The organism is Arthrobacter sp. UYCu723 (genome assembly GCF_054059215.1).
In genome coordinates this window covers 36,540-56,858 of record NZ_JBSSBW010000003.1, presented here as the reverse complement: position 1 = coordinate 56,858, position 20,319 = coordinate 36,540, and the positions used below count along the sequence as shown (strand labels likewise).

Below are 20,319 nucleotides of genomic sequence, written 5' to 3'. Positions count from 1 at the left end.
CAAAGATCAGGAGTGAATTATGCCCATTGAATACCTCAAGCGCGGACCAGCCCGCGATGTTGCCGGACCTTTCCGAGACCACCCGGACCGTGCAGGAAATGCTGGGCCGGATGGAAACCGAAGGTGAGGCGGCCACCAGGGAATACTCTCAGAAACTGGATTCCTGGAATCCGGCAAGTTTCATCGTCAGCCCCGATGAAATCGCCGCGGCCGAAAAGGCCCTGCCCGAGACGGTGAAAGATGATATCCGCTTCGCGCAGAAGCAGGTTCGTGAATTCGCCCAGCGTCAGCGCCAAAGCCTGCAGGAGTTCGAGTTCGAATCCCACCCGGGTTTGATTGTGGGACAGCGTCAGATCCCTGTGTCTGCAGCAGGCTGCTATGTCCCCGGCGGGCGCTTCGCGCACCTGGCATCCGCGGCGATGAGTGTTGCCACGGCCAAAGCAGCCGGGGTGGGCCACGTCACCGCATGTTCGCCGGTCCGGGATAAGAATGGAATCCATCCCGCGACTCTGTTCGGAATGTCGATCGCCGGCGCGGACACCATCCTGAGCCTGGGCGGTGTGCAGGCTATAGGCGCCATGACCTTTGGTCACTTCACAGACAAACCGGTGAACATCCTCGCGGGCCCCGGGAACCGGTTCGTTGCCGAAGCCAAACGGCTGCTGTACGGCCGTGTCGGAATCGACGTCGTGGCCGGACCCACCGAATCACTGATCATCGCGGACGAAACCGCCGATCCGTGGCTCGTGGCAGTGGACCTGATCAGCCAGGCAGAACACGGGGCGGAATCCCAGACGATCCTTGTTACGTCCTCCCGCCAGGTGGGGCAGGCTGTCCTGGACCTCATCCCGCGGGCCATCGCGCAGCTGCCCGCAGACTCCATCGCCGCAACAGCGTGGAAGAACCTGGGCGAGGTAGCCGTTACGGACACGCGCGAAGAGGCCGCGGCCCTTGCCGATGAATACGCCAACGAACACGTCCAGGTCCAGGCCGCCGACCTCGACTGGTGGCTCAAGACGCTGCAGAACTACGGCTCGCTCTTTCTCGGCGAGGAAACCACCGTCACCTACGGCGACAAGACCTCCGGCCCCAACCACATCCTCCCCACTCGCGGAGGTGCCAGCTACACCGGAGGACTCTGGGTTGGGAAGTTTATCAAGACGGTCACCTACCAGCGCATGACGCGCGCGGCGAATGACCGCATCGGCCGTGTCGCGGCGCGGATATCCCGGATCGAAGGAATGGAAGGCCATGCCCTCGCCGGAGATGCCCGGCTGGAAAAGTACTTCCCCGGCCAGCCCCTTAACACCAGCGTGCTTGCCCTCTAGCGGACAGCCCGCTCCCCTACCGCGCGGCCGGCATCACGCCGGGACCGTGAACTGATCGAGAAAGAAGACACACCATGAATCTGGCCAAGATTGCCCGCCGCCGCTACACCGTCGGGAACACCCCGCTTGAGTTCCTTCCCAACCTCACGAAGCACCTGGGCGGACCGCGTATCCACATCAAACGCGATGACCTTCTGGGCCTCAGCTCGGGCGGCAACAAGACCCGTAAACTCGAGTTCCTGATGGCCGATGCCCTGGCCCAGGGCGCCGATACCATCATCACCACGGGGGCCGTGCAGTCCAACCACTGCCGGTTGACTCTCTCGGCGGCGGTTAAAGAAGGTCTGAAATGCCGGCTGCTGATCGAGGAACGGGTGAAGGGGTCCTACAGCGAGACCGCGAGCGGTAACAACCTGCTGTTCCGTCTCCTGGGCGCTGAATCCATCACCCCCGTTCCGGGCGGAACGGACCTGATGGCCGTTATGCAGCAGATGGCACAGGAGGTCATTGCCGAAGGAGGAACGCCGTACATCGTCCCCGGCGGCGGCTCCAACGCACTCGGTGCCCTGGGCTATGTGGCCTGTGCAGAAGAGATCCTCAGCCAGAGCTTCGAAACCGGACTCGACATCGATCACGTGGTGTGTGCGAGTGGATCCGGCGGAACGCACGCCGGCCTGGTGGCAGGCTTCCATGGCAACCAGAGCGGGATTCCCATTACCGGAATCAGCGTGCGGGCGGAAAAGGGCCCGCAGGAAGCCAAAATTCTGGACCTCGCCCGCCAGACCTCGCAGCTCGCAGGCGCTCAACTGCAGATTCCGGCCGACCGGGTGCTGGTCCGCGACGAGTTTGTCGGGCCCGGGTACTCGCTGCCGACCCGGGAAATGACGGATGCCATCCAGCTGTTTGCACGCACCGAAGGTATTCTTCTTGACCCGGTGTACACCGGAAAGACCGCCGCGGGACTCGTGGGCCTGGTCCGGGAGGGCGCCTTCGACAAGGACAGCGACGTGTTGTTCGTCCACACCGGCGGCTCACCGGCCCTGTACGCCTACCCGAACGAAGCACTGGGATAATCCGTGCAAGCCGTCACTGAACCATCCCGGCTGGTAGGAATTCTGGGGGGCATGGGGCCCTCGGCCACGGCAGACTTCTACACCAAACTCATCGCGCATACCCCGGCGTCCGTGGACCAGGAACACCTGCGTGTGGTGATCTGGGCCGACCCGACGGTCCCCAACCGTCAGGAAGCCATCCTCGCCGGCGGCCCGGACCCCTCGCCCTGGCTAGAGGCCGGATTGGGGCAGCTTATACGGTGCGGAGCCGAAATCATTGTGGTCCCGTGCAACACCGTCCACAAGTACCTGCCGCCGATCATGGACGGCAAACCCACCGAGTTCATCAGCATCATTGAGACAACCATCGATGCAGTTCAACGGCACGCGGTCAGCGGTCCGATCGGTCTGTTGGCAACTGATGGCGCACTGTCAGCAGGAATCTACCAAGAGGCTCTGGGCGACGCCGGATTCGGCGTCGCCCTGCCCTCGCCGGAAGAGCAGGCTCTGCTCATGGAGGTCGTTCACCGGGTCAAGGCCGGCCTGTCCGGGCCAACCCTGCTACAGGATATGTACTCGGTTCTCGCCTCGCTGGAAAGGCAAGGGGCCCGGACGGCCATTTTGGGCTGCACGGAACTGTCAACCCTGCTGGCAGGCGACAGCGATGACTATCCGGTGAAGCTGATTGATCCGGCAGTGGAGCTGGCGCTTGCGACCATCAGCAGGGCCATCAAGCACACATGAGCTGGCCCGGGCACTGCGGATCCACCCCACCCGACTATCGACCGATGCGCGGCAGGAATACGCGTACACCCCTAGGAGACTTTATGTACCCGGCGGCACTGCTCCCCGGCAGAAGCGAACCCGACACCACGCACGGTTCCCGCTGGGCTGGAAGTCAAGTAGGCGCCGCACCCCCTACTGGAGTCAGCGATCCAGGGGATGCTGATGAGTAAAACACTCAGCGGAGTGCCATCCCGCGGAAAATCCAGCCGGGGATCGGTGCGGCTCCTGCCAGGTCTTGCCGCATGTGTAGTCGCAGTCCTGATTTCACTGGGAGTCCACAGTCTGGTTCCATCGCTGCCTGCAATGACCGTCGCGGTGGCTCTCGGAATTCTCTCCGCAAACCTTCCCAAGGTCCGCACGTTTATCCGCGGCCCGCTCCGTCCCGGACTGACCTTCGCCGGCAAGAAACTCATGCGTGCCGGGATTGTGGTCCTTGGTCTTAAGCTGAGCATCGTGGACGTACTGGGCCTGGGTTGGGCAGCATTCGGCATCATCACTGCCGTTGTCATCCTGGCCTTTGCCGGGACCTACCTGCTGGGACGGCTCTTCCGGCTCCCGGGCGAGATCCCGATGTTGCTCGCCGCTGGATTTTCCATCTGCGGCGCCTCCGCCATCGGCGCCATGGCAGCCGCCCGGCGCGCCCGGCATGCCGACACCCTGATGCCGGTAGCGCTGGTAACCCTCTGCGGAACGCTTGCCATCGCTGTCCTGCCGTTACTCATGGGCCCCTTGGGGCTGGATCCGATTCAGTTCGGCCAGTGGGCAGGAGCTTCGGTGCACGACGTCGGACAAGTCGTCGCTACGGCGCAGGTTGCAGGGCCGGCTGCACTCGCGGCAGCGCTGGTCATAAAACTGACACGCGTGCTGCTGCTGGCCCCCATCGTTTTTCTGGCCGGCATGGGGACCCGCCGCAGCGCCCGGAGGCAGGGGCAAAATCCGGATAACGAAGTGGAGTCGGGACCGCTACCACCGCTGGTTCCGCTCTTCATCATCGGCTTCGTGGCCATGATCGGTATCCGGTCGCTCGGCATACTCACCTCCGACATGCTGCAGATCGGGGCAATCGTTCAGGACGTGCTGCTGGGCTCGGCTCTCTTCGGTCTGGGAGCGGCCGTAAGCATCCGGGATTTGCTGTCCTCTGGGCTGCGCGGAAGCCTCGTAGCCCTGCTCTCGTGGATACTCATCGCCGCTTTGGGTTACGGGGCCGTGCTGTTGATCGCGCCGTAGGATCAACGAAACGGCCAGCGCAGCATCCTGCGCCCCGAACCGTTCCCTGTGTCTTCGACCGGTTGATCGGTGGATACCGAACAAATTTTACCGGTGGGCCAGCCAACACCAATAAGGAAATCGATCAGTGACCTATACGAAATTCGATGAGTGGTCCAGGCTGCCTGGCACCGACGTAGAGGTCTGGCGAAACGGGCTACGGCTGGGAACCGGAACAGTAGACATGGCCGTCAGCGACTCGACGATCGCATGGATTATCTCGGATCAGCTCGCCGAGCGGCTCCTCTTGGAGAAGACTAACGGTATTGAGTTGCGCATCAGTCGGGAACAGGCGATTCGCCGCATGGATCCAGAACGCTCTGACAGGAATTGCCAGGCATAGCCTGGCCTCGACAGTGCACACCCGGCTCAATCAACAACCGTGGAGAGCCCAGACCTCATCGGGTACTGGGGTCGTACACGCCCCGCCCATCCCCAGCATATAGAAGGATTATTGTGTCCACACTTGATACAAGTAATGCATTCAGCCTGTCAGCCCCTCCCGTCACGGGCAGCAGCCGCGTCAAGCGCGGCATGGCTGAGATGCTCAAGGGCGGCGTCATCATGGACGTAGTCAACGCCGAGCAGGCCCGCATCGCCGAGGATGCCGGCGCCGTGGCCGTCATGGCGCTGGAGCGCGTTCCCGCCGATATCCGCGCCCAGGGCGGCGTGTCCCGCATGTCCGATCCGGACATGATCGAGAAGATCATCGAAGCCGTCTCGGTGCCGGTCATGGCGAAGGCCCGGATCGGCCACTTCGTCGAGGCCCAGGTCCTGCAGTCGCTCGGCGTGGACTACATCGACGAGTCCGAGGTCCTGACCCCGGCCGACTACGTCCACCACATCGACAAGTGGAACTTCAAGGTTCCCTTCGTCTGTGGCGCCACCAACCTGGGTGAGGCGCTTCGCCGGATCAACGAGGGTGCGGCGATGATTCGTTCCAAGGGCGAGGCCGGGACCGGCGACGTTTCCAACGCCACCGGGCACATGCGCCAGATCCGCGCCGAGATCAAGAAGCTCGCCTCCATGCCCGAGGACGAGCTCTACGTCGCCGCGAAGGAACTGCAGGCCCCGTACGAGCTGGTCAAGGAAGTTGCCGCGACCGGCAAGCTCCCGGTGGTGCTGTTCACCGCCGGCGGCATCGCCACCCCGGCCGACGCTGCCATGATGATGCAGCTCGGCGCCGACGGCGTGTTCGTCGGCTCCGGCATCTTCAAGTCCGGCAACCCGGCCCAGCGCGCCGCCGCCGTCGTGAAGGCCACCACCTTCTTCGACGACCCGGACGAGATCGCCAAGGCCTCCCGCGGCCTGGGCGAAGCCATGGTCGGCATCAACGTGGACGAGATCCCGGCCCCGCACCGCCTCGCCGAACGCGGCTGGTAAGGCCTGGAACAGGGCGGAAGGGAAGATAATTCCTCCGTTCCGCCCACAACTGGGCGAGACCACCGGCACTGATCCAGAATGGGCCAGCCTACGCAATCTAAGGGGCATGAGCTCTATCGATTAGGAAAACTTGCCGGGATTCATACTCGCTTCAGACCACGGGATGATGACGAAGCCAAAATGCCGCGCGGCCGGCGTGCGACTAATCCGACAGCCTGGATGCCCGACCCGGCATTTCAGTGCTCCTGCCAAAGCCGCACCCGAATCCTGAAAAGAAGAGAACTATGAAAGGAAACAATGACTGACCAGACCACAACGCAGCTCCACCGCAACACCAAGGCACGCCTCAGCGAACTCGGACTGAAGCTCCCCGAGACCCCGCACGCTGCCGCTGCGTACATACCTGCAATCCGGACAGGCAACATCGTCTACACTTCCGGGCAGCTGCCCTTACAGGATGGTTCCATGGCTGCCACCGGCAAAGTAGGTTCGCAGGTCACGGCCGAAAAGGCTGCGGAAATGGCCCGGACCTGCGTCCTGAACGCACTGGCTGCGGCAGGCGGACTTGGAGACCTGGACCACGCCAGAATCCTGAAAGTTACCGGCTTCGTAGCATCTGCCCCCGGCTTCAACGGCCAGCCTGCCGTAATCAACGGCGCCAGCGACCTGTTGCTTAAACTCTTCGGTCCCAATGGGGAGCACGCACGCTCGGCAGTGGGAGTAGCCGAGCTTCCGTTGGACGCACCCGTCGAGGTAGAGATCTTGCTCGAACTCTCCTAACATTGCGAACGGCTCGGAACCACACAGGGAGACAAAGCCGGAAATTCTGCCCAGCACAGGGACGACCGATGCTGACGGGGACGCTGATCTGCCCCCTGGTTGTGTCAAGTAGTTCTGGACCCACCGTGACGGTTTGGTTGAGTCCACTCCGTGGTGCTTCTGGGATCATCGGGAGTATGGTTTCTTCCGGATTGCCCGAGCTCGATGTTGCCCGTGCGCGCCGTTGGTGTGCCGAACGGGTTCCCGCCAGGTTCAGCGATGAGATGCGGGTGGAGTGCGATGTCGCTGCCCGTCACATCACCATTCTTGAATGCCGTCCGCCGTGGGATGAGAACGGGTAAACGCAGTGGTCCCGATTCCGCATAGCCCGGATGTAATCAGCAAGAAGACAGGGCTGTGGACCTTGTTCTGGCGCGACCGGAATCTGAACTTCCATCACTACCGGTTCCTCGCTCCCAGCCCAAGTCTTCAGGTCCTTCTGGAACATGTGGATAAAAGCGGTATCCGCACATCGGGGAACCAGCCCTCTGGGGCTTTCTTCGGGTCCAGGTGTTCGGGGTCCCTGTGCTTTTGCATGTCGCATTTGTAGAACGGGCCGCGGGGGTCCAGGAGCACGCTCATGTGGTGGTCCGCGTGGTCCTTCCACCAGACACTGATGCCCGTGGCTCCGTCGAGCCTTAGGTGTTCCCAGGCTCTCCACAGTGCTTCCACGCGGGAAAGCGCTTCGGGGTGGAAGTACCATTCGATGCACCATTTAGCGGCGCGGCCGTCGACGTCGCGGACGTAGGTGGGCAGCAGTTGCTCGTGTAGGAACTCTTCTGTTGAGCCGTAGACCAATTCAGCTGGCTTCTGCTCTTCTGCCGGGGTCTCCACAGCCGTCTCGGTGTCGATTGAGCTGAATCGACCAATGTCGTTTGTCATCTCAGAACCTCCTACCCTGTGACCCAGGGATTAGCGGTCGGTGCGGCAGAGACCGGGACGGGCTCTTCCTCCGGGCGGGGGCTGTATTTCTTGATGGAGGCTTCCACGGCTGCCTTATGTGGCCCGGTGTACCAGGGCATGGTCCGGACCAGCGTGGCCGGGGCACCGGAGGCGAGGACCACGGCGCGGCCGCGGTCCAGCTCCGCGAGGTTGGAGACATCGAAGATACGTTCCTTGCCCTCCTGCCGGGAGCGGCTGGAACCGGACTTTCCGGACGAGACGGAGACGTTGGTGTAGCTGTAGTCCCCGATCAGGTCCGAGAGCGCCCGCAGGAAGCCTTCTTCTGCCACGCCGCCGCCGTAGACCTTGACGTTCGCGGCCGACCAGATTTTCCGCATGTTCGCCTCGCCCCAGAGTTCGACGCCCTGTGACCAGGACTGCAGGATGCCCATGACGATCAGGCCCTTGGAGCCGTAATGGCTGAACTGGTCCGGCAGTGCCGCCCAGCGGACAACGTTCGCCAACTCATCGAGGGCAAACAGCGCAGGCTTGGGCAGGCGGCCGCCGCTGCGTTCGGCCCGTTCCTCCATGGCCTCAGCGATCGCCACCGTCAACGCTGTGGTGAGCGGGGAAGCGGAGCCGGCACCTTCCTTGGAGAGGATGTAGATCGTCTCCTGTGAGGCTGCGAACGCGTGCGGGTTAAACTGCCCGCGGGCATCCGTGGCCACGGTCGCGCGGCCTGTCGGGGCGACCCAGCGCAGCGTGTTCCTGCTCTTGAGGCATTGAATCATCTTCTCGGCGGTGCCGAAGATGCCGTCGCGCTGTTTGTCGGCAAGCTTGAGAGTGGACTCGAGGCCCTTGTACTGCAGCTCGTAGTCATGCTCTTTCAGGATTTCGATAGGTTCCTGGCTGACCTGCTCGGTCACCCATAGGTAGACCTGCGTGATGGGGAGTTCGCCGAGCGCGGCCGCGAGGAAGTATGAGGAGAGGATGTCTTCGGCTTTGGGGTCGAAGTAGGCATCCGGCTTGGACCCCGGGACCCGTGAACCAACAGAAAAGTGCTGGGTGAGTTTGTAGGCCTTCTCTTCGTCCGTGACGTAGGAGAGCGGGTTCCACCACCAGCCCGGTTCTTCCTGGGCGATCTTCTGCGGATCAAACACCCACACCGCTCCGGTGGCCTCGCGGACGCCGCGGGTGCCGTCCACCACGTCACGCTTGTTCGACGTGGACACAACAGCGCCGGGTGCGTCCAGGATCGCGGGCATGACCCGGGAAGTGGACTTACCTGTACGTGGTCCCCAGATATCGAGGCTGAGGTCTTCCCAGGACTGAATGAACTTCTGGCTGGTGGAGACGACCTTGCCGACGACGATGCCCGGAGCGTCCGTCACGCCCAGACGCTCGGCCGTAGCCTTCGCACCCTTCTCGGAGAACGCAGCCAGGGACTTCCCTCGTCCCAGATACCGGGCCGCCTTGTCGACGCGGGCGCGTTTGGATGCACCCTTCCTCCAGGCCACGAGTACGACGATGGCCAGGACCAGGATCACGCCGGCCATGAGGGCGGCCGCGACGGTGGACTGGACGGGCCAGGGCACCCGGCCCTTGATGAGTCCGGCGATCAGGTCGATGGGGTGTTTGGGGGGTGCGTCGATGCCGGCCATCCAGGAGCCGAGGTGGGCGGCCGCGTAGGTCCCGCCGCCTAGGACGACGATGAAGCCGATGGCCAACCAGACGCCCAGGGCATCGCCGAGGCCCATGCCTTTACGGTTCGGTGCGCTCACAGCGTGCCTCCTTCCATCGGCACGTCTGGGGTCATTGGCTCGAGGAGGGTTTCCGGGGATATCTCTATTCGCTCAGGTTCGTTGGCCTGTTCTGCGGCCGTAATTCGCGTTTGAGCAGGTGATGTCGGTTCGGAGCCCCTTGGGGCCCGAATCGACAAACCGTCGACGAGAGTGACGGTTTGGGCGTAATGTCGACGCATGCTCGCTCCTTCTGAAGTTGGTAGCTGATGGTGCTGGTGGCGTTGCCCGGTGGCGGCGCCATGGATCCGGCGTTCTGGAGTGCGCAGGCGGCCGAGGATTTCGAGCAGGAGATCGTCGACCAGTACGCGCTGGCGATGGCAGCGGCTGGTCTGAGCGACTCGCATATCCGCAGTACCCGGGCGACGATCATTGAGTTCGCCCGGTCGGTGACCGGCCCGCTGTGGGCGGCGACCTGCCAGGACGCCGACCGGTTCCTGGCCGAACAGAGGCGGCAGGGTCGCAGCGTGAGCACCAGGGCCGGCAAGGCAGGGACCCTGGCGCTGTTTTATGAGTTCATGATCAGCCGTTACCAGGGCCGGATCCATCGGGTGGCCGGGGTGTTGGTCGAGCAGCCCATCGACGAGTTCAACCGCCAGTCCGGTGCGGCGCTTGGCAAGGTCCGGGTGCCGCCGTCGGATGCCGAGATCGAAACGTTCTTTGCCTGTTGGCGGCACTCGATCCCCCAGGCCCGCAAGTATCTGCCCGCCGCGCGGGACTACTTCGCTGCCTCGCTGTGGCGTCGGCTGGGACTGCGGATTAACGAGACGGTGATGCTCGACATCCGTGACTGGCGCCCGGACCTGGGCGGGTTCGGCAAGCTCCACGTCCGGTTCGGCAAGGGAGCACACGGCCGTGGCCCGAAGCCGCGTCTGGTGCCCGCGATCAACGGCGCGGCCGAGCTGATCGACTGGTGGCTGGGCGAGGTCCGACACCAGTACGGCGAGGACTGGGCTGACCCCGACGCACCTTTGCTCCCTTCGGAGCGGTTCGATTCCGAGCTGGGACGATGCGGCCGGGTCGGTGGCAACGCGTTGCGGCGCAGCCTGGGGTTGCAGGTCGAGCAGTGGTTGCCGGCATGGTCGGGGCGGATGACTCCCCACGTTCTGAGGCATTATTGTGCTTCCTCGCTGTACGGGGCCGGGATGGACATCAAGGCCCTCCAGGAGTTGCTGGGGCATCAGTGGCTCGCGACTACCTCGGGTTACATCCACGTGCGCAGCGAGCACGTCGAGCTGGCCTGGAAGAACGCCAATGAGCGGGTCGAGTCCCGCTTCGCGCCCACACAGAAGGAAGGATGATGCCGTGCTGTGGAACCTGCGGATCAGAGCCGCCGAACGCGGGATCTGGAAATCGGCGCAGATGCGCCGGATGATCGCCGATGCCGGGCTGGAGATCAGTGCCGGGAAGATGTCCTCGTGGTGGGCCGGGACACCGGCGACGATGAGACTCGAGGAGCTCGACGTGCTCTGCTCGGTGTTGGAGTGTACGCCGACGGACCTGATGAGTCCCGAGCCGGACAAGGTCGCGGCACGTCGTCCACGCGTCACCGAGACCGTCAACGGCGATGACCGGCGCCAGAGCGCCGGCAATGGCGGGGTATCGCCGGTCGTCACGCCGAGATTCGGCAAGCCGCGGTCCGAGCCGCCCCTATAGGCAAGGCTGCTGTGAGTCCCGCCCCGGGCCCGACGGCGCCGCTGCGGCCGCCATCGATGTGCCCCCACTGCCAGATCAACCGTGTCGCGTGGGCCCACCCTCGGGTGGACTATTGCTATGACTGCCTTCCCGGCGGCCCGTTCATCCCGCCCCCGTGCTCCAAGTGCGGCACCAGCACGGGCTACTTCAGCCAAGGCATGTGCGCCAGCTGCCATCCCGGCAGCCCGCAACACCCAGGCTCGTGCAAGGGCTGTCTGGCGTGGGGTGTCTACCGCCGCTACAACTGGACGTGCTGGCAGTGCCGTTGGTGGCGCTCCCACAATCCGGAAGGAATCTGCGACTTTTGCGGGCGCGCGGCCCGTATCGGAGAGCGACGGGCCTGCCGCCTGTGTCTGGAACAGGCCCGAATGCTCCAGGAGCCCGGACACGGCCTGGACCTGGCCGGCGCGAATAAGGCTGGCCACCAGCTCTTCTTCGCCAACATGACCTTCGCACGCCGGGGAGCACCACCGTTGAGCCCGGACCAACGCGCCCCATGGAAGCGGCGGGACAAGAACAACCCGCCCGGCACCGGGCCCGCTGCCGACCACGGCGTGCAGATGACGTTGTTCGATATGGCGCCCGATCCCGCGGCCCTCGCAGCGCGTGCCCGCCTCGAAGACAGAGACCTGACCCGCTACTGCGCCGCCATCGTCCGTGAACACGCCCAGAGGGCTGGCTGGAGCAAGCGGCAACGCAACGACGTGACCCGATCGCTGCGGCTGCTGCAGGGTCTGCGGCTCAGCCCGACCGCGAAGATCCGCGCCACCGACGTCCTCCAACTGCGCCAATACTCCGGCAACGTCATCTCCACGATCGACGTTCTGGCCGCGGCCGGCCTGCTCATCGAGGACCGGCCAACCCGGATCGAACGCTACTTCGCTGCCAAGACCAGCACACTGCCACCGGTCATGAAGGACCAGCTCGAGGTGTGGCTGCAAGTCCTGACCAACGGCGCCCACCAGGCGCCCCGGCAGATCCCGCGCGACCCCAAGACCATCAGGGCGCACATCCTGGGCATCGAACCCATCATCCACGCCTGGGCCGAGGCAGGCCTCCAGTCCTTCGCCGAGGTCACCAGCGCCGACATCACAGCCGCGCTGGACGAAACGACGGCCCGCCGCCACATCGCCGGGAACGGGCTCAAGTCGCTCTTCACGACCCTCAAAGGCCGCCGGCTCATCTTCGCCAATCCGACCCGCGGGATGAAAGCGTCCCCGAAGGGCAGCACCATCCCGCTCGCCCTTGACGCCGCAGTGATCCGGGAGGAGCTGAACTCCCCGAACCCGGTCGTCGCCCTCGCGGTTGCCTTGGTCGCCTTCCACGCACTGACCAAGAAACAGCTCAGCGCGCTGCAGCTCACCGACATCAGCGACGGGCACCTGATACTCGGCAACCGCGACATCCCGCTGGCCGCGCCCGTGCGCACCCGCCTCACAACCTGGCTCGACCACCGCAACCGGACCTGGCCAGAAAGTGCCAACCCGCACCTGCTCATCAACCGGCGTACCGCACCCAGGCTCCTCCCCGTCAGTCGCCAGTTCCCCTGGACCGGATTGACGCTGCGACCCCAGGTGCTCCGTGAAGACCGTATCCTGCACGAGATCCACGCCACCGGCGGCGACATCCGCCGCATCTGCGACCTGTTTGGGCTCAGCGTCGAAGGCGCCACCCGCTACCTCAACACCGTCGAGCACCCCGACCTCACCGTCGAGGGCCAGCAGGTTCCCCGAACCTGAGCATCCACACCGGCTGGTACCCCCGGGCATACTCAAGTTCACGCCAAAAGCGTCAAAATTCACGCGAACTTCTCACTGTTTTCATGCCATTTGCCTTGAGTGTCGTTGACTCCGTTGGGGCCTTGTTCCAAAGATGTCAGTCCGACCTGGACCGGGATTCCGGGACGGCCGCCTACCTTGATCAGGAACTTCCCGCGGCCCGGGGGTTCGACGTCGACGCCGCGGGAGTCCCAGGCGGGCGGGTCCTGCCAGGAGATGAGTTTCTGCTGCTCCTCACCTGAGAGCGGGATGGCCGAGGTCAGCAGCGGCATTTCCGAGGCGGGGAGTCCGCCGCAGATCACCATGCCGGAGCGTTCGACGAAGCCGCGGGCCTTCATCCGGTCTTCTTCTGCCGGCAGGGCCAGTAGGTCGGACATGGTGTGGGAAATCATGATCTGCCCAACGCCGACGGAGCGGTTCAAACGGGTCAGGGCGTCCACCCGGTCCACCATGCCTTTGCCGGCGCGAAGTGCCCGCCACAGCTCATCCAGCACCACGAAGTAGTTCCGGCGCGGTTCCAGGCCGGCGTCGGCCAGGGCGTTGGCGACGTTGACGGTCCCGAACCCGTAGGACCAGCACGCGAGCAGAATGGCGGCCTGCAGATCCGTTTCGGTTTCGTCAATGCTGGAGACGTCGAAGACCACGGCGCGGTCCCGCATCATGGGGTTGGTGGTCTCCCGGGAGAAGATTTCCCCGAGCTTCCCGCCACCTGTCAGGCCGAGCAGGGTTGCTTCCAGCGCCCGGGTTTCCTGCATGTAGACGGTCATGTCGCCGCGGTCCAGGGCGACCTGGCGCAGCTCATCGGGTGCGGAAACAATCACATCCAGCAAGTCCTTCAAGACCGGGACGCCGTCGAAGGTGTCATCGAGGACCCGCAAGGCCCGGTCCAGGATCGTTTGTTCCTGATCGGTGGGCGGATTGTTCCGGCTGATGGTGATCAGGGAGACGACCATCGTCAGGCGACGGCCGTGCGCGTCAGCGCGGACCCGGGCGGCGTCCTCATCGTGGCCGCTGTCTTCCAGCAGCTGCGCCGCTTCGACGGCCTGGCCGGGATCAAGAATGTTCAGGTAGCCGACGCCGCGGCCGAGCCTGATGACCTGCCCGCCGAGTGCCTGGACCGCTTTGACGTGTTCGCCTTTCAGGTCCCCCAGGATCAGGGGGTGGACGCCCTGGGCGGAGAGACCGATGAACATCCGGCGCACCACAGTGGACTTCCCCAGCCCCGGCTTGCCCAGGATGAACGCGGACGGGTTGGAAATGAGCCGTGCGCGTTGGAACCAGCTGATCGGGTCACAGCAGACCGTGGCCTGGGTTTCCTCGTGGCGGCCCAGCGGGACGCCGATCATGGGCGAGGACGCGCCGGAGGAAAACGGCCACAGCCCGCAGACCTGGACCGTGGTGCCCCGGTATTCCTTCACGGACGGGACGAGCTGGGCCATGCCGCCGCCGCGCCCGGTCCAGCCGCGGGCAGCCGGCCCGGCCTGACGCGGTTCCTTCTCAGCCTTGCCCTTGGGGGCAGCTTTGACCGGCGCTGCAGCCGTTGTGGAGGGGCGGGTGAAGAGATTCATGCGGGCCATTACAGGGCATCCTTGATTTCGGAGGGCAGCATGCTGTGTTTGGGAAGGACCAGCCCCAGCGGCAGGGAGGCCGCGAACGCGGTGTCCTGCGAGCCGTAGGCGCGGCGCAGCAGCACCCGGGCGGTGCCGGAGGTCTGTTCCACGGCGGCGACGGCGTCGGGGAGGCGGTCCTTCTCGGTGACGGTGGCGGTGACGACCATGCCGAAGTTCACCAGCCCGGCGCCCTGGGCTTCCTCGTGCGCTGTCTGCACGGCGGAGCGGGCATCGACCAGGGCGCGGGCGGAGGGGCGGTTCCCGGAGGTGATGCGGACGTTGGCGTTGTTCTGGTCCCGTTCGACCACGGCGGCGGCGCGGGCCGAATCCATCGGGCGGTAGAGCAGCGAGATGCGCTTCCGGTCAATGTCCCCGTGCGGGGCCAGCAGGCGGGACAACACCGAGGAGTTCACGGACCCGCGCGGGGCGCCGGTCATGGTCCAGGAGACTGAGAACGCGCTGTCGTGCCGGTAGTCCTGCCAGCTTGCCTGCGTCGCGGAGGGTCCGACTTCGCCCCAGGTCAGGGACACCGGGGAGCCGGCGGCGTGGGCTTCGTCAATGATCAGCGCGGCGGGTGGGTCGTAGGCGATCCGGACGACCTCGCAGAGTTCCTGCGCGGACATCGGCCGGGCGATCCCGGCGCCGGTGGACTGCAGCCGAGCCGACAGGCCCGGGATCCGGGAGGCAAGGTCACGGGCCACGTCCTCCGGTGTGCGCTTCTTCGATCCTGAGCGCAAAGCGGCGTTGAAGGTCAGGGTCACCCAGGCGCGGACCGTGGCCGATCCTTCCGGGTACGTCTCGATGACCTCGTTGAGCACGTTCTTGGCAAAATCCGGGGCGTTCGGGTCGATGTTCATCATGACCTCATTGCGGAGCCGGTAGCCGGAGTCCGGGGCGGTCTCGACCGTCACCGCTGCGGCGTCCAGGCCGGCCTCGTCCCCGAGGCCGGCGAGCCAGCCGCCCCAGTTCGCCACCCACGCATCGACCTGCTCGGGATCCACCAGGGACGCGCCGTCGGGTTCGGTGGAGAAAATCACGGTGTAGTGGCTGGTGGCGGGCACATGCAGCAGAGCGAACGGGCGCTTGTAGGAGTCAGTGAATTCGTACAGGGTCGACTTCGCGGCAAGGCCGGGCAGCTGGTACATGCCCCACGCCGTCACACCGAGGGGGCCGGAACGGTAAAGATTCGTTCCGGCGGACTTGGAGAGCCGGAAGCTCATCCGTGTCCCGAACCGATCAACAACGGACTGGCCGTGCTTGTCCTTGACCGTCAGCAGCAGGGCGCTGGCCCCGGCCACGGCCAGGACAGCAAGGCCCGGGAACAGACCCCAGATGGCAAAGCTGATGATGCCCAGCAACAACCCGGCCATGACAATGCCGGTGCCGATAGCCCCGAGGTTACCCAGGCCGGCAGTACGCGGGACGCGCCAGTTGCCGTAGGACGGTTCCATGTATTCGGTATTAATTGCTGCCACTGGGGCCCTCCGTTGTCGCTGATTGGCCGGTTGAATCCTGCGCGGTCTGTTGTGCGGCCTGAGAAACCCTGGACGCTACGTGTGCTCCTGCGGCGACGGCCATGCCGGCCGGACCTGCGGCCTTCGCCGCACCCGACGCGGCGCCTGCACTGCCGGCGGCAGCTCCTGCCCCGGCTCCGGTGGCGCCTGCCGTGCCGGCAGCGCCACCCGGACCGGTAGCCCCGGGTGTCGGCTGGCCGCCGCTTCCCTTGGGGCCCGGTGTTCCGTTGCTGCCCTTCGGAGATGCGCCTGACTGGTTGTTTTGTGTACTGGCCGGTGTCGGGGCGGCATTGCCCTTACCGCTGCCGCTGCGGCCCATGGACACGGCGCCTGTGGCCATGGCCCCAACGGCAGCTCCAGCTCCCGCTCCCCCGCCGGAGGCGACGGCCCCGACCATCGGCGTCACGAAACGCATCAGCGCCGGCAAAGCGAACAGAGCGACGATCATCAACGTGAAGCCCGTGATGGAACCGATCAGGCCGTCCTTCCCGCTGTTGTGCCCCATGAGCAGGAATGCGACCGAGTAGACGATGGCTGCCGCAGGTTTGTAGAGGATGAACGCGATAGTCCAGCCAACTGCCTTCTGGAACCACTGCCTCCCCATCTCGGTGTTGGTGAAGGCCGCGGTGGTGGGCAGGATGCCCGCCAGGATCACCAACATGCCGCTGCGGACCACCATCAAAACGACCTGGACGAGGGAGGCAATCAGACCGATCAATCCCAGAACGATGAGGATGAACACGCCGATCCCTGTCTGGCCGGACACGACCAGGAGGCTCATCGCCTCGGCAAAGCCCGTACCGTCCGTGGATCGGTCGATGATGGCTGCCGAGAAAGCATCCGCGGCGATCACCAGAATGGAGATGACCCCCAGACCAAGGCCCGAGACTAAAGCCAGTGTGATGAGGGACCGGAGCAGATCCTTTAGTGGTGCTCCGCGTTGTTCCCAGATCATTCGGATGCCGCCGAGAATGACGGCGAGGACCGCCAGAACCAACGTCCAGGGCAACAATTCGCTATTGACCGCAGAAACAACGGGACTTGGTGTCGTGCCGTCCACACTGGCAAGGTTCACCGTGGGCATGGAGACCCAGAAGGTAGACAGTGTCGTCACCATCTGGCTCATGCCCTCCATGATGGCCTTCGCCATGTTGCCCATGGCGTCATCGGCGAGCCCTGAGACCCAGTTCCCGACTGCACATCCGGCATCAATAGGTCCGCATGCTTTTTCTGCCACGTCAGGCTCCCGACCAGGCTATGAAACCGCTGAGGTCTCGAAGTTGGGCTATTTCGTTGATCAATTGGCCGGAGTCGGCAATTGCCAGTTTCCAGTCCCCGTCGGCCCATTGCAAAGGAAGGACCGCGTGCCCAAGCATCCCTTTGTCGGTCTGGAAGGCGATGTCAACGTTTGCTGCGGAAGGTGAGTAACTCTTGATTACGAAGCCGCGAAATTGAACGGTTGAGTTCGACGTGGACTTTGACGATGAGTCTGCCCTGGCGATATCCCGACCCGGCCCGGGCATCAAGAGCTGGTCTGTTGCCTTCCGATTGAGGACAGGATCTCCAGAGGAGCCCATGGCCAAGATGTTGGTGGCTGCATAGAGGGCGCCGGTCGGGGACTTTGCGAAGCATGATCTGAAGCCATCTTCGTCAGTCACTCCCGGACCGAATGTCTTGGGGTCGGTAGGTGCGGCAATTTTTCCTACGAGTTCCCACTTGGATTTAGGAGCTGCTCCCAGTGCTGTTTCCGTGCTTGAGGGCAGTCCGCAGAAGCTCTTGCCTGCAACTGCCGTGGCACTGGGGCTGGCTGTGGCCGGGTTGGCGGATACCGCCGTTCCCGGCGCTGGCTGGGCGTTGTCCTGTCCTTTGGGGAGCAAGAAGATGACGACGGCTGCTGCAATCAGCGCGACCACCAGCGCGGCAGCAATGATGAAACCGGGTTTGGTGAACGGATTGCTTTCGGTGGTGCTCTCTGTTGACTGGCTCATGGTGAACCTCCCGTTGCTGGTGCTGGCTTAGACGAAGGCGCGGACGATGCCCGAGGCGCCGGTGATGATGATGCAGCCCATCAGGACCCAGCCGAGCTTGCCGATGGCCTGGGCGCCCTCGCCGCGCTGGAGCTGGATGACCATGCCGATGCCCACGATGATGACGCCCAGGACGCCAAGGACCAGGCCGATGCCGGAGGCCCAGTTCAGGATCGTGAGCAGGCCACCTGCCTGTGCCGGGACAACCGGGGTCGGGTTGGGGATCACGCTTGCTGCAAGTACGGAGAAGGAGTTCATGGTGAGACCTTTCAATGGGTGGTGCTGGGTGTGGTGTCGCTAGCCAGGGCGGCCAAGTCAGTGATGAAGCGTTGGTACTCGCGGGCCGGCGGCGGGGTGGAGTCCCCGTGCCGCCAGGCCTCTACCCAGGGCAGGGTCCAGGATCGGGGGGCTCCCCCGCCGACGATGGCGGCGAAGTCACGAAGTGCCTTGGGAGTCTTCCCCGGTGCGTCCGCCAGGACGGCGAGACCGAACAGATCAAGCTCCGGCGCCGCGCCCGATGCCCACTGGGTGAGAGCGCTCCGGGCGGCTGTCAGCCCGCGCATGTCTGCGCGGCAGACCAGCAGCACCCGGGGCTTGCTGCGGTCCTGGAGAACGGGCCAGCAGTGACCGGTGACCCGTGCCCCGCCGATCAGGTCAGCGATTCTGCTTTCACCGGATCCTCCATGGGCGCCGGTGACCCACACAGCTGCAGAGCCTGCGACGGAGCGGCGGGCCAGACGGTCTGCTGCGTCCGGTTCAACCATTCCCCTCAGTGGCGCACTGATCACGGCCACCGGCGGCACGTGCGCTTCCGGCGCTGCGGTGTCCGCGCCGTCGGCTGGAGCCGGGCGGGTGATCCAGGGGTTCAGGGACTGTTGCACGATTTCCTCCTTTCAGAATCCGAGGGTGGGTGGTTTAGAAGCCGGCGGCGACGGCGGCCGCGGCCGCCAGCCATGCCCGCTGAGTGGCAGGCTGGAGGGCTTCGTAACGGATGGGTCCGTTGACCAGGGCCGGATCGTAAGGAATCCGCACGACGGCCCGGACGAACGGTGCGAAGCCGTCAGCGATCCGCTGGGCCTCGGCCTTGGCCCGCTTCAGGGCCTCGCCGCTCATGCTGCGCTTGGCGTCGGTGGACTCCGAGACGATGACAACGGCGTTGCGGGCCAGCTCCGCGTCGTGCCCGCCACGGGATTCCAGGGTCTGCAGCGTCAGACGTGCGGCTTCGGCACGGTCCTCAATGGCTGTCACCGGGACCACGAGCTGGTTGGTGTGATCGATCATCCGCCGCCAATTCGCGGCCCGGGCCGTGTTGCCCGAATCCATGACCACGAGCCGGTAATAGCGGGTGAGCACCTGGTGGGCGATATCGACTTCCTCGGCCGTGACTTCGTGGTCGCCTTCCTCGTTTTCATCCGAGCGCAGCACGTCGAACTTGTCCGCGGTCTGGTGGTGAACGAACTTCGCGATTTCTGCCGCGTTCGTTGACGGGGACAGCAGCTCGGTGGAGGCATCGATCAGGTCCAGGACGCTCCGGTCGTGGGAACCCTTTTCCGTCCGCCACCCGAGGGTGCCCTGGGATTCATTGTTGTCCCACGCAACCGTGGCCGCGCCGCTGTAGCGGGCGAGGATGGCCGAGAGCATCACCACGGTGGGGGTCTTATTCGCCCCGCCCTTGCGGTTCACCACCGCAATCGTCCGGGGGCCGGGCCAGTGCTGGCTGACCGTGCGGACGTCCTCCCGCTCGGAGAGTTCTTCCTCCGAGGGATCCATCCGCAGTCCCAGGCGCGTGAGCGTTCCCCGCCAGCCCTGGGTGGCAGGTTCCAGCACCGGGGCGCTGACCAGAAACGAGGTTTCCTTCAAGCTGCGCCGCGTCGGCGCCGCTTCCTCAACAACGGCAGCTGCCTGCGGTTCCGGGGTGGCCGGCACCGGAACGGTATCAGCGGCGACGGGGGCGGGTGGCCACGGCTGGGCGTCCACCGGCGCTGCAGGGGCAGGAGCCGCCATGGGCTCCGGTGCGGGCGCGGGGACGGTGTCGAAGATCGCCGGGGCGACGGTCCTGGGGGTGGTTTCGGGGGCTTCTGCCCGGCGGCGGGTCTGCCTGGGCTCGTAGGAGACGGATTCGATCTTCTTGTCCGGGTGCACGATGAGTTCACCGTGTCCTTCGGGGTCCTCGATCCGGACCCTGACGGGGCGCTGGAGGGTCTGTGCCTCGCTCACGATGAGGGCCAGAGCGTTGTTGCGCAGTTCCTGCACGGAGTCTCCGGCAGGGACGACGCGGGAGTTGCCCGCGACGATGACCTCGGCGGTGCCGTTGTCGCGGACGATGGCCCGGATGTTGGGAAAGGCCATGACTTCGGTTGGTGTAGTACCCATGAGCTTC

At 64.9% G+C, this 20,319-nt stretch carries 20 protein-coding genes and 1 pseudogene; 12 read left to right on the top strand and 9 right to left on the bottom strand.

The features are described 5' to 3' along the window. Positions 1–26: 26 nt before the first annotated feature. The 9 genes and pseudogenes from hisD to ACVWZ8_RS23410 form a co-directional block, all read left to right on the top strand. On the top strand, positions 27–1,328 hold the full coding sequence (gene hisD, locus ACVWZ8_RS23450; RefSeq protein WP_456506206.1) for a histidinol dehydrogenase: 1,302 nt from the start codon (positions 27–29) through the stop codon (positions 1,326–1,328). A gap of 74 nt (positions 1,329–1,402) precedes the next feature. Continuing rightward, complete coding sequence (gene cuyA / locus ACVWZ8_RS23445) at positions 1,403–2,401, top strand: D-cysteate sulfo-lyase (RefSeq protein WP_456506205.1); 999 nt, start codon at positions 1,403–1,405, stop codon at positions 2,399–2,401. A gap of 3 nt (positions 2,402–2,404) precedes the next feature. Next, positions 2,405–3,124, top strand: a complete 720-nt coding sequence (gene cuyB / locus ACVWZ8_RS23440) for a cysteate racemase (RefSeq protein WP_456506204.1) — start codon at positions 2,405–2,407, stop codon at positions 3,122–3,124. 204 nt (positions 3,125–3,328) lie between these two features. Continuing rightward, entirely contained in the window at positions 3,329–4,393 is a 1,065-nt protein-coding gene (locus ACVWZ8_RS23435) for a YeiH family protein (RefSeq protein ID WP_456506203.1), read from the top strand. A 127-nt stretch (positions 4,394–4,520) separates the two neighbouring features. After that, positions 4,521–4,775: a hypothetical protein gene (locus ACVWZ8_RS23430; RefSeq protein WP_456506202.1), complete on the top strand. Its 255-nt coding sequence runs from the start codon at positions 4,521–4,523 to the stop codon at positions 4,773–4,775. Between the two features lie 113 nt (positions 4,776–4,888). Continuing rightward, on the top strand, positions 4,889–5,815 hold the full coding sequence (gene pdxS, locus ACVWZ8_RS23425; protein ID WP_456506201.1) for a pyridoxal 5'-phosphate synthase lyase subunit PdxS: 927 nt from the start codon (positions 4,889–4,891) through the stop codon (positions 5,813–5,815). Between the two features lie 297 nt (positions 5,816–6,112). Further along, on the top strand, positions 6,113–6,595 hold the full coding sequence (locus ACVWZ8_RS23420; protein WP_456506200.1) for a RidA family protein: 483 nt from the start codon (positions 6,113–6,115) through the stop codon (positions 6,593–6,595). A gap of 68 nt (positions 6,596–6,663) precedes the next feature. After that, positions 6,664–6,936, top strand: a complete 273-nt coding sequence (locus ACVWZ8_RS23415; protein ID WP_456506199.1) for a DUF3024 domain-containing protein — start codon at positions 6,664–6,666, stop codon at positions 6,934–6,936. 5 nt (positions 6,937–6,941) lie between these two features. Next, positions 6,942–7,040: pseudogene (locus ACVWZ8_RS23410) on the top strand (hypothetical protein); the annotation flags it as partial. Positions 7,041–7,063: 23 nt separating this feature from the next. On the opposite strand, the gene ACVWZ8_RS23405 reads toward ACVWZ8_RS23410, so the two are convergent. Both ACVWZ8_RS23405 and ACVWZ8_RS23400 read right to left on the bottom strand, forming a co-directional pair. Beyond that, complete coding sequence (locus tag ACVWZ8_RS23405) at positions 7,064–7,516, bottom strand: DUF4913 domain-containing protein (protein ID WP_456506198.1); 453 nt, start codon at positions 7,514–7,516, stop codon at positions 7,064–7,066. Positions 7,517–7,527: 11 nt separating this feature from the next. Then, positions 7,528–9,297: a type IV secretory system conjugative DNA transfer family protein gene (locus tag ACVWZ8_RS23400; protein ID WP_456506197.1), complete on the bottom strand. Its 1,770-nt coding sequence runs from the start codon at positions 9,295–9,297 to the stop codon at positions 7,528–7,530. A 227-nt stretch (positions 9,298–9,524) separates the two neighbouring features. Here ACVWZ8_RS23400 and ACVWZ8_RS23395 point away from each other — a divergent pair, with 227 nt between their 5' ends. The 3 genes from ACVWZ8_RS23395 to ACVWZ8_RS23385 all read left to right on the top strand — a co-directional run bounded on the left by ACVWZ8_RS23395 (position 9,525) and on the right by ACVWZ8_RS23385 (position 12,749). Continuing rightward, positions 9,525–10,616 (top strand): tyrosine-type recombinase/integrase, encoded by a 1,092-nt coding sequence (locus ACVWZ8_RS23395; protein WP_456506196.1) that lies wholly within the window; start codon positions 9,525–9,527, stop codon positions 10,614–10,616. Positions 10,617–10,620: 4 nt separating this feature from the next. Continuing rightward, positions 10,621–10,971, top strand: a complete 351-nt coding sequence (locus ACVWZ8_RS23390) for a helix-turn-helix domain-containing protein (protein WP_354157234.1) — start codon at positions 10,621–10,623, stop codon at positions 10,969–10,971. 407 nt (positions 10,972–11,378) lie between these two features. After that, entirely contained in the window at positions 11,379–12,749 is a 1,371-nt protein-coding gene (locus tag ACVWZ8_RS23385; RefSeq protein WP_456506195.1) for a hypothetical protein, read from the top strand. Between the two features lie 59 nt (positions 12,750–12,808). On the opposite strand, the gene ACVWZ8_RS23380 is transcribed toward ACVWZ8_RS23385, so the two are convergent. The 7 genes from ACVWZ8_RS23380 to ACVWZ8_RS23350 are packed head-to-tail and all read right to left on the bottom strand — an operon-like array spanning position 12,809 to position 20,312. Next, the gene (locus ACVWZ8_RS23380) at positions 12,809–14,365 is read right to left on the bottom strand and encodes an ATP/GTP-binding protein (RefSeq protein ID WP_456506194.1); all 1,557 of its coding nucleotides are present in this window, start codon (positions 14,363–14,365) and stop codon (positions 12,809–12,811) included. Continuing rightward, positions 14,365–15,873 (bottom strand): SCO6880 family protein, encoded by a 1,509-nt coding sequence (locus tag ACVWZ8_RS23375; protein WP_456506193.1) that lies wholly within the window; start codon positions 15,871–15,873, stop codon positions 14,365–14,367. Before ACVWZ8_RS23375 ends, ACVWZ8_RS23380 begins: the two co-directional genes overlap by 1 nt. Then, entirely contained in the window at positions 15,860–17,149 is a 1,290-nt protein-coding gene (locus tag ACVWZ8_RS23370; RefSeq protein ID WP_456506192.1) for a hypothetical protein, read from the bottom strand. Before ACVWZ8_RS23370 ends, ACVWZ8_RS23375 begins: the two co-directional genes overlap by 14 nt. Position 17,150: 1 nt before the next feature. Continuing rightward, positions 17,151–17,900: a hypothetical protein gene (locus ACVWZ8_RS23365; RefSeq protein WP_456506191.1), complete on the bottom strand. Its 750-nt coding sequence runs from the start codon at positions 17,898–17,900 to the stop codon at positions 17,151–17,153. Between the two features lie 27 nt (positions 17,901–17,927). Then, positions 17,928–18,197: a hypothetical protein gene (locus ACVWZ8_RS23360; protein WP_011689813.1), complete on the bottom strand. Its 270-nt coding sequence runs from the start codon at positions 18,195–18,197 to the stop codon at positions 17,928–17,930. A gap of 11 nt (positions 18,198–18,208) precedes the next feature. Then, positions 18,209–18,820 (bottom strand): DUF6668 family protein, encoded by a 612-nt coding sequence (locus ACVWZ8_RS23355; protein ID WP_456506190.1) that lies wholly within the window; start codon positions 18,818–18,820, stop codon positions 18,209–18,211. Positions 18,821–18,854: 34 nt separating this feature from the next. Next, complete coding sequence (locus ACVWZ8_RS23350; RefSeq protein ID WP_456506189.1) at positions 18,855–20,312, bottom strand: chromosome partitioning protein ParA; 1,458 nt, start codon at positions 20,310–20,312, stop codon at positions 18,855–18,857. Positions 20,313–20,319 lie beyond the last annotated feature (7 nt).

Coding starts and splice junctions, on each gene's coding strand:
- ACVWZ8_RS23360 (WP_011689813.1), bottom strand. CDS start 18,197: ATGAACTCCTTCTCCGTACTTGCAGCAAGCGTGATCCCCAACCCGACC.
- ACVWZ8_RS23435 (WP_456506203.1), top strand. CDS start 3,329: ATGAGTAAAACACTCAGCGGAGTGCCATCCCGCGGAAAATCCAGCCGG.
- ACVWZ8_RS23420 (WP_456506200.1), top strand. CDS start 6,113: ATGACTGACCAGACCACAACGCAGCTCCACCGCAACACCAAGGCACGC.
- ACVWZ8_RS23395 (WP_456506196.1), top strand. CDS start 9,525: ATGGTGCTGGTGGCGTTGCCCGGTGGCGGCGCCATGGATCCGGCGTTC.
- cuyA (WP_456506205.1), top strand. CDS start 1,403: ATGAATCTGGCCAAGATTGCCCGCCGCCGCTACACCGTCGGGAACACC.
- ACVWZ8_RS23415 (WP_456506199.1), top strand. CDS start 6,664: ATGCTGACGGGGACGCTGATCTGCCCCCTGGTTGTGTCAAGTAGTTCT.
- ACVWZ8_RS23405 (WP_456506198.1), bottom strand. CDS start 7,516: ATGACAAACGACATTGGTCGATTCAGCTCAATCGACACCGAGACGGCT.
- ACVWZ8_RS23365 (WP_456506191.1), bottom strand. CDS start 17,900: ATGAGCCAGTCAACAGAGAGCACCACCGAAAGCAATCCGTTCACCAAA.
- ACVWZ8_RS23380 (WP_456506194.1), bottom strand. CDS start 14,365: ATGGCCCGCATGAATCTCTTCACCCGCCCCTCCACAACGGCTGCAGCG.
- ACVWZ8_RS23385 (WP_456506195.1), top strand. CDS start 11,379: ATGCTCCAGGAGCCCGGACACGGCCTGGACCTGGCCGGCGCGAATAAG.
- ACVWZ8_RS23350 (WP_456506189.1), bottom strand. CDS start 20,312: ATGGGTACTACACCAACCGAAGTCATGGCCTTTCCCAACATCCGGGCC.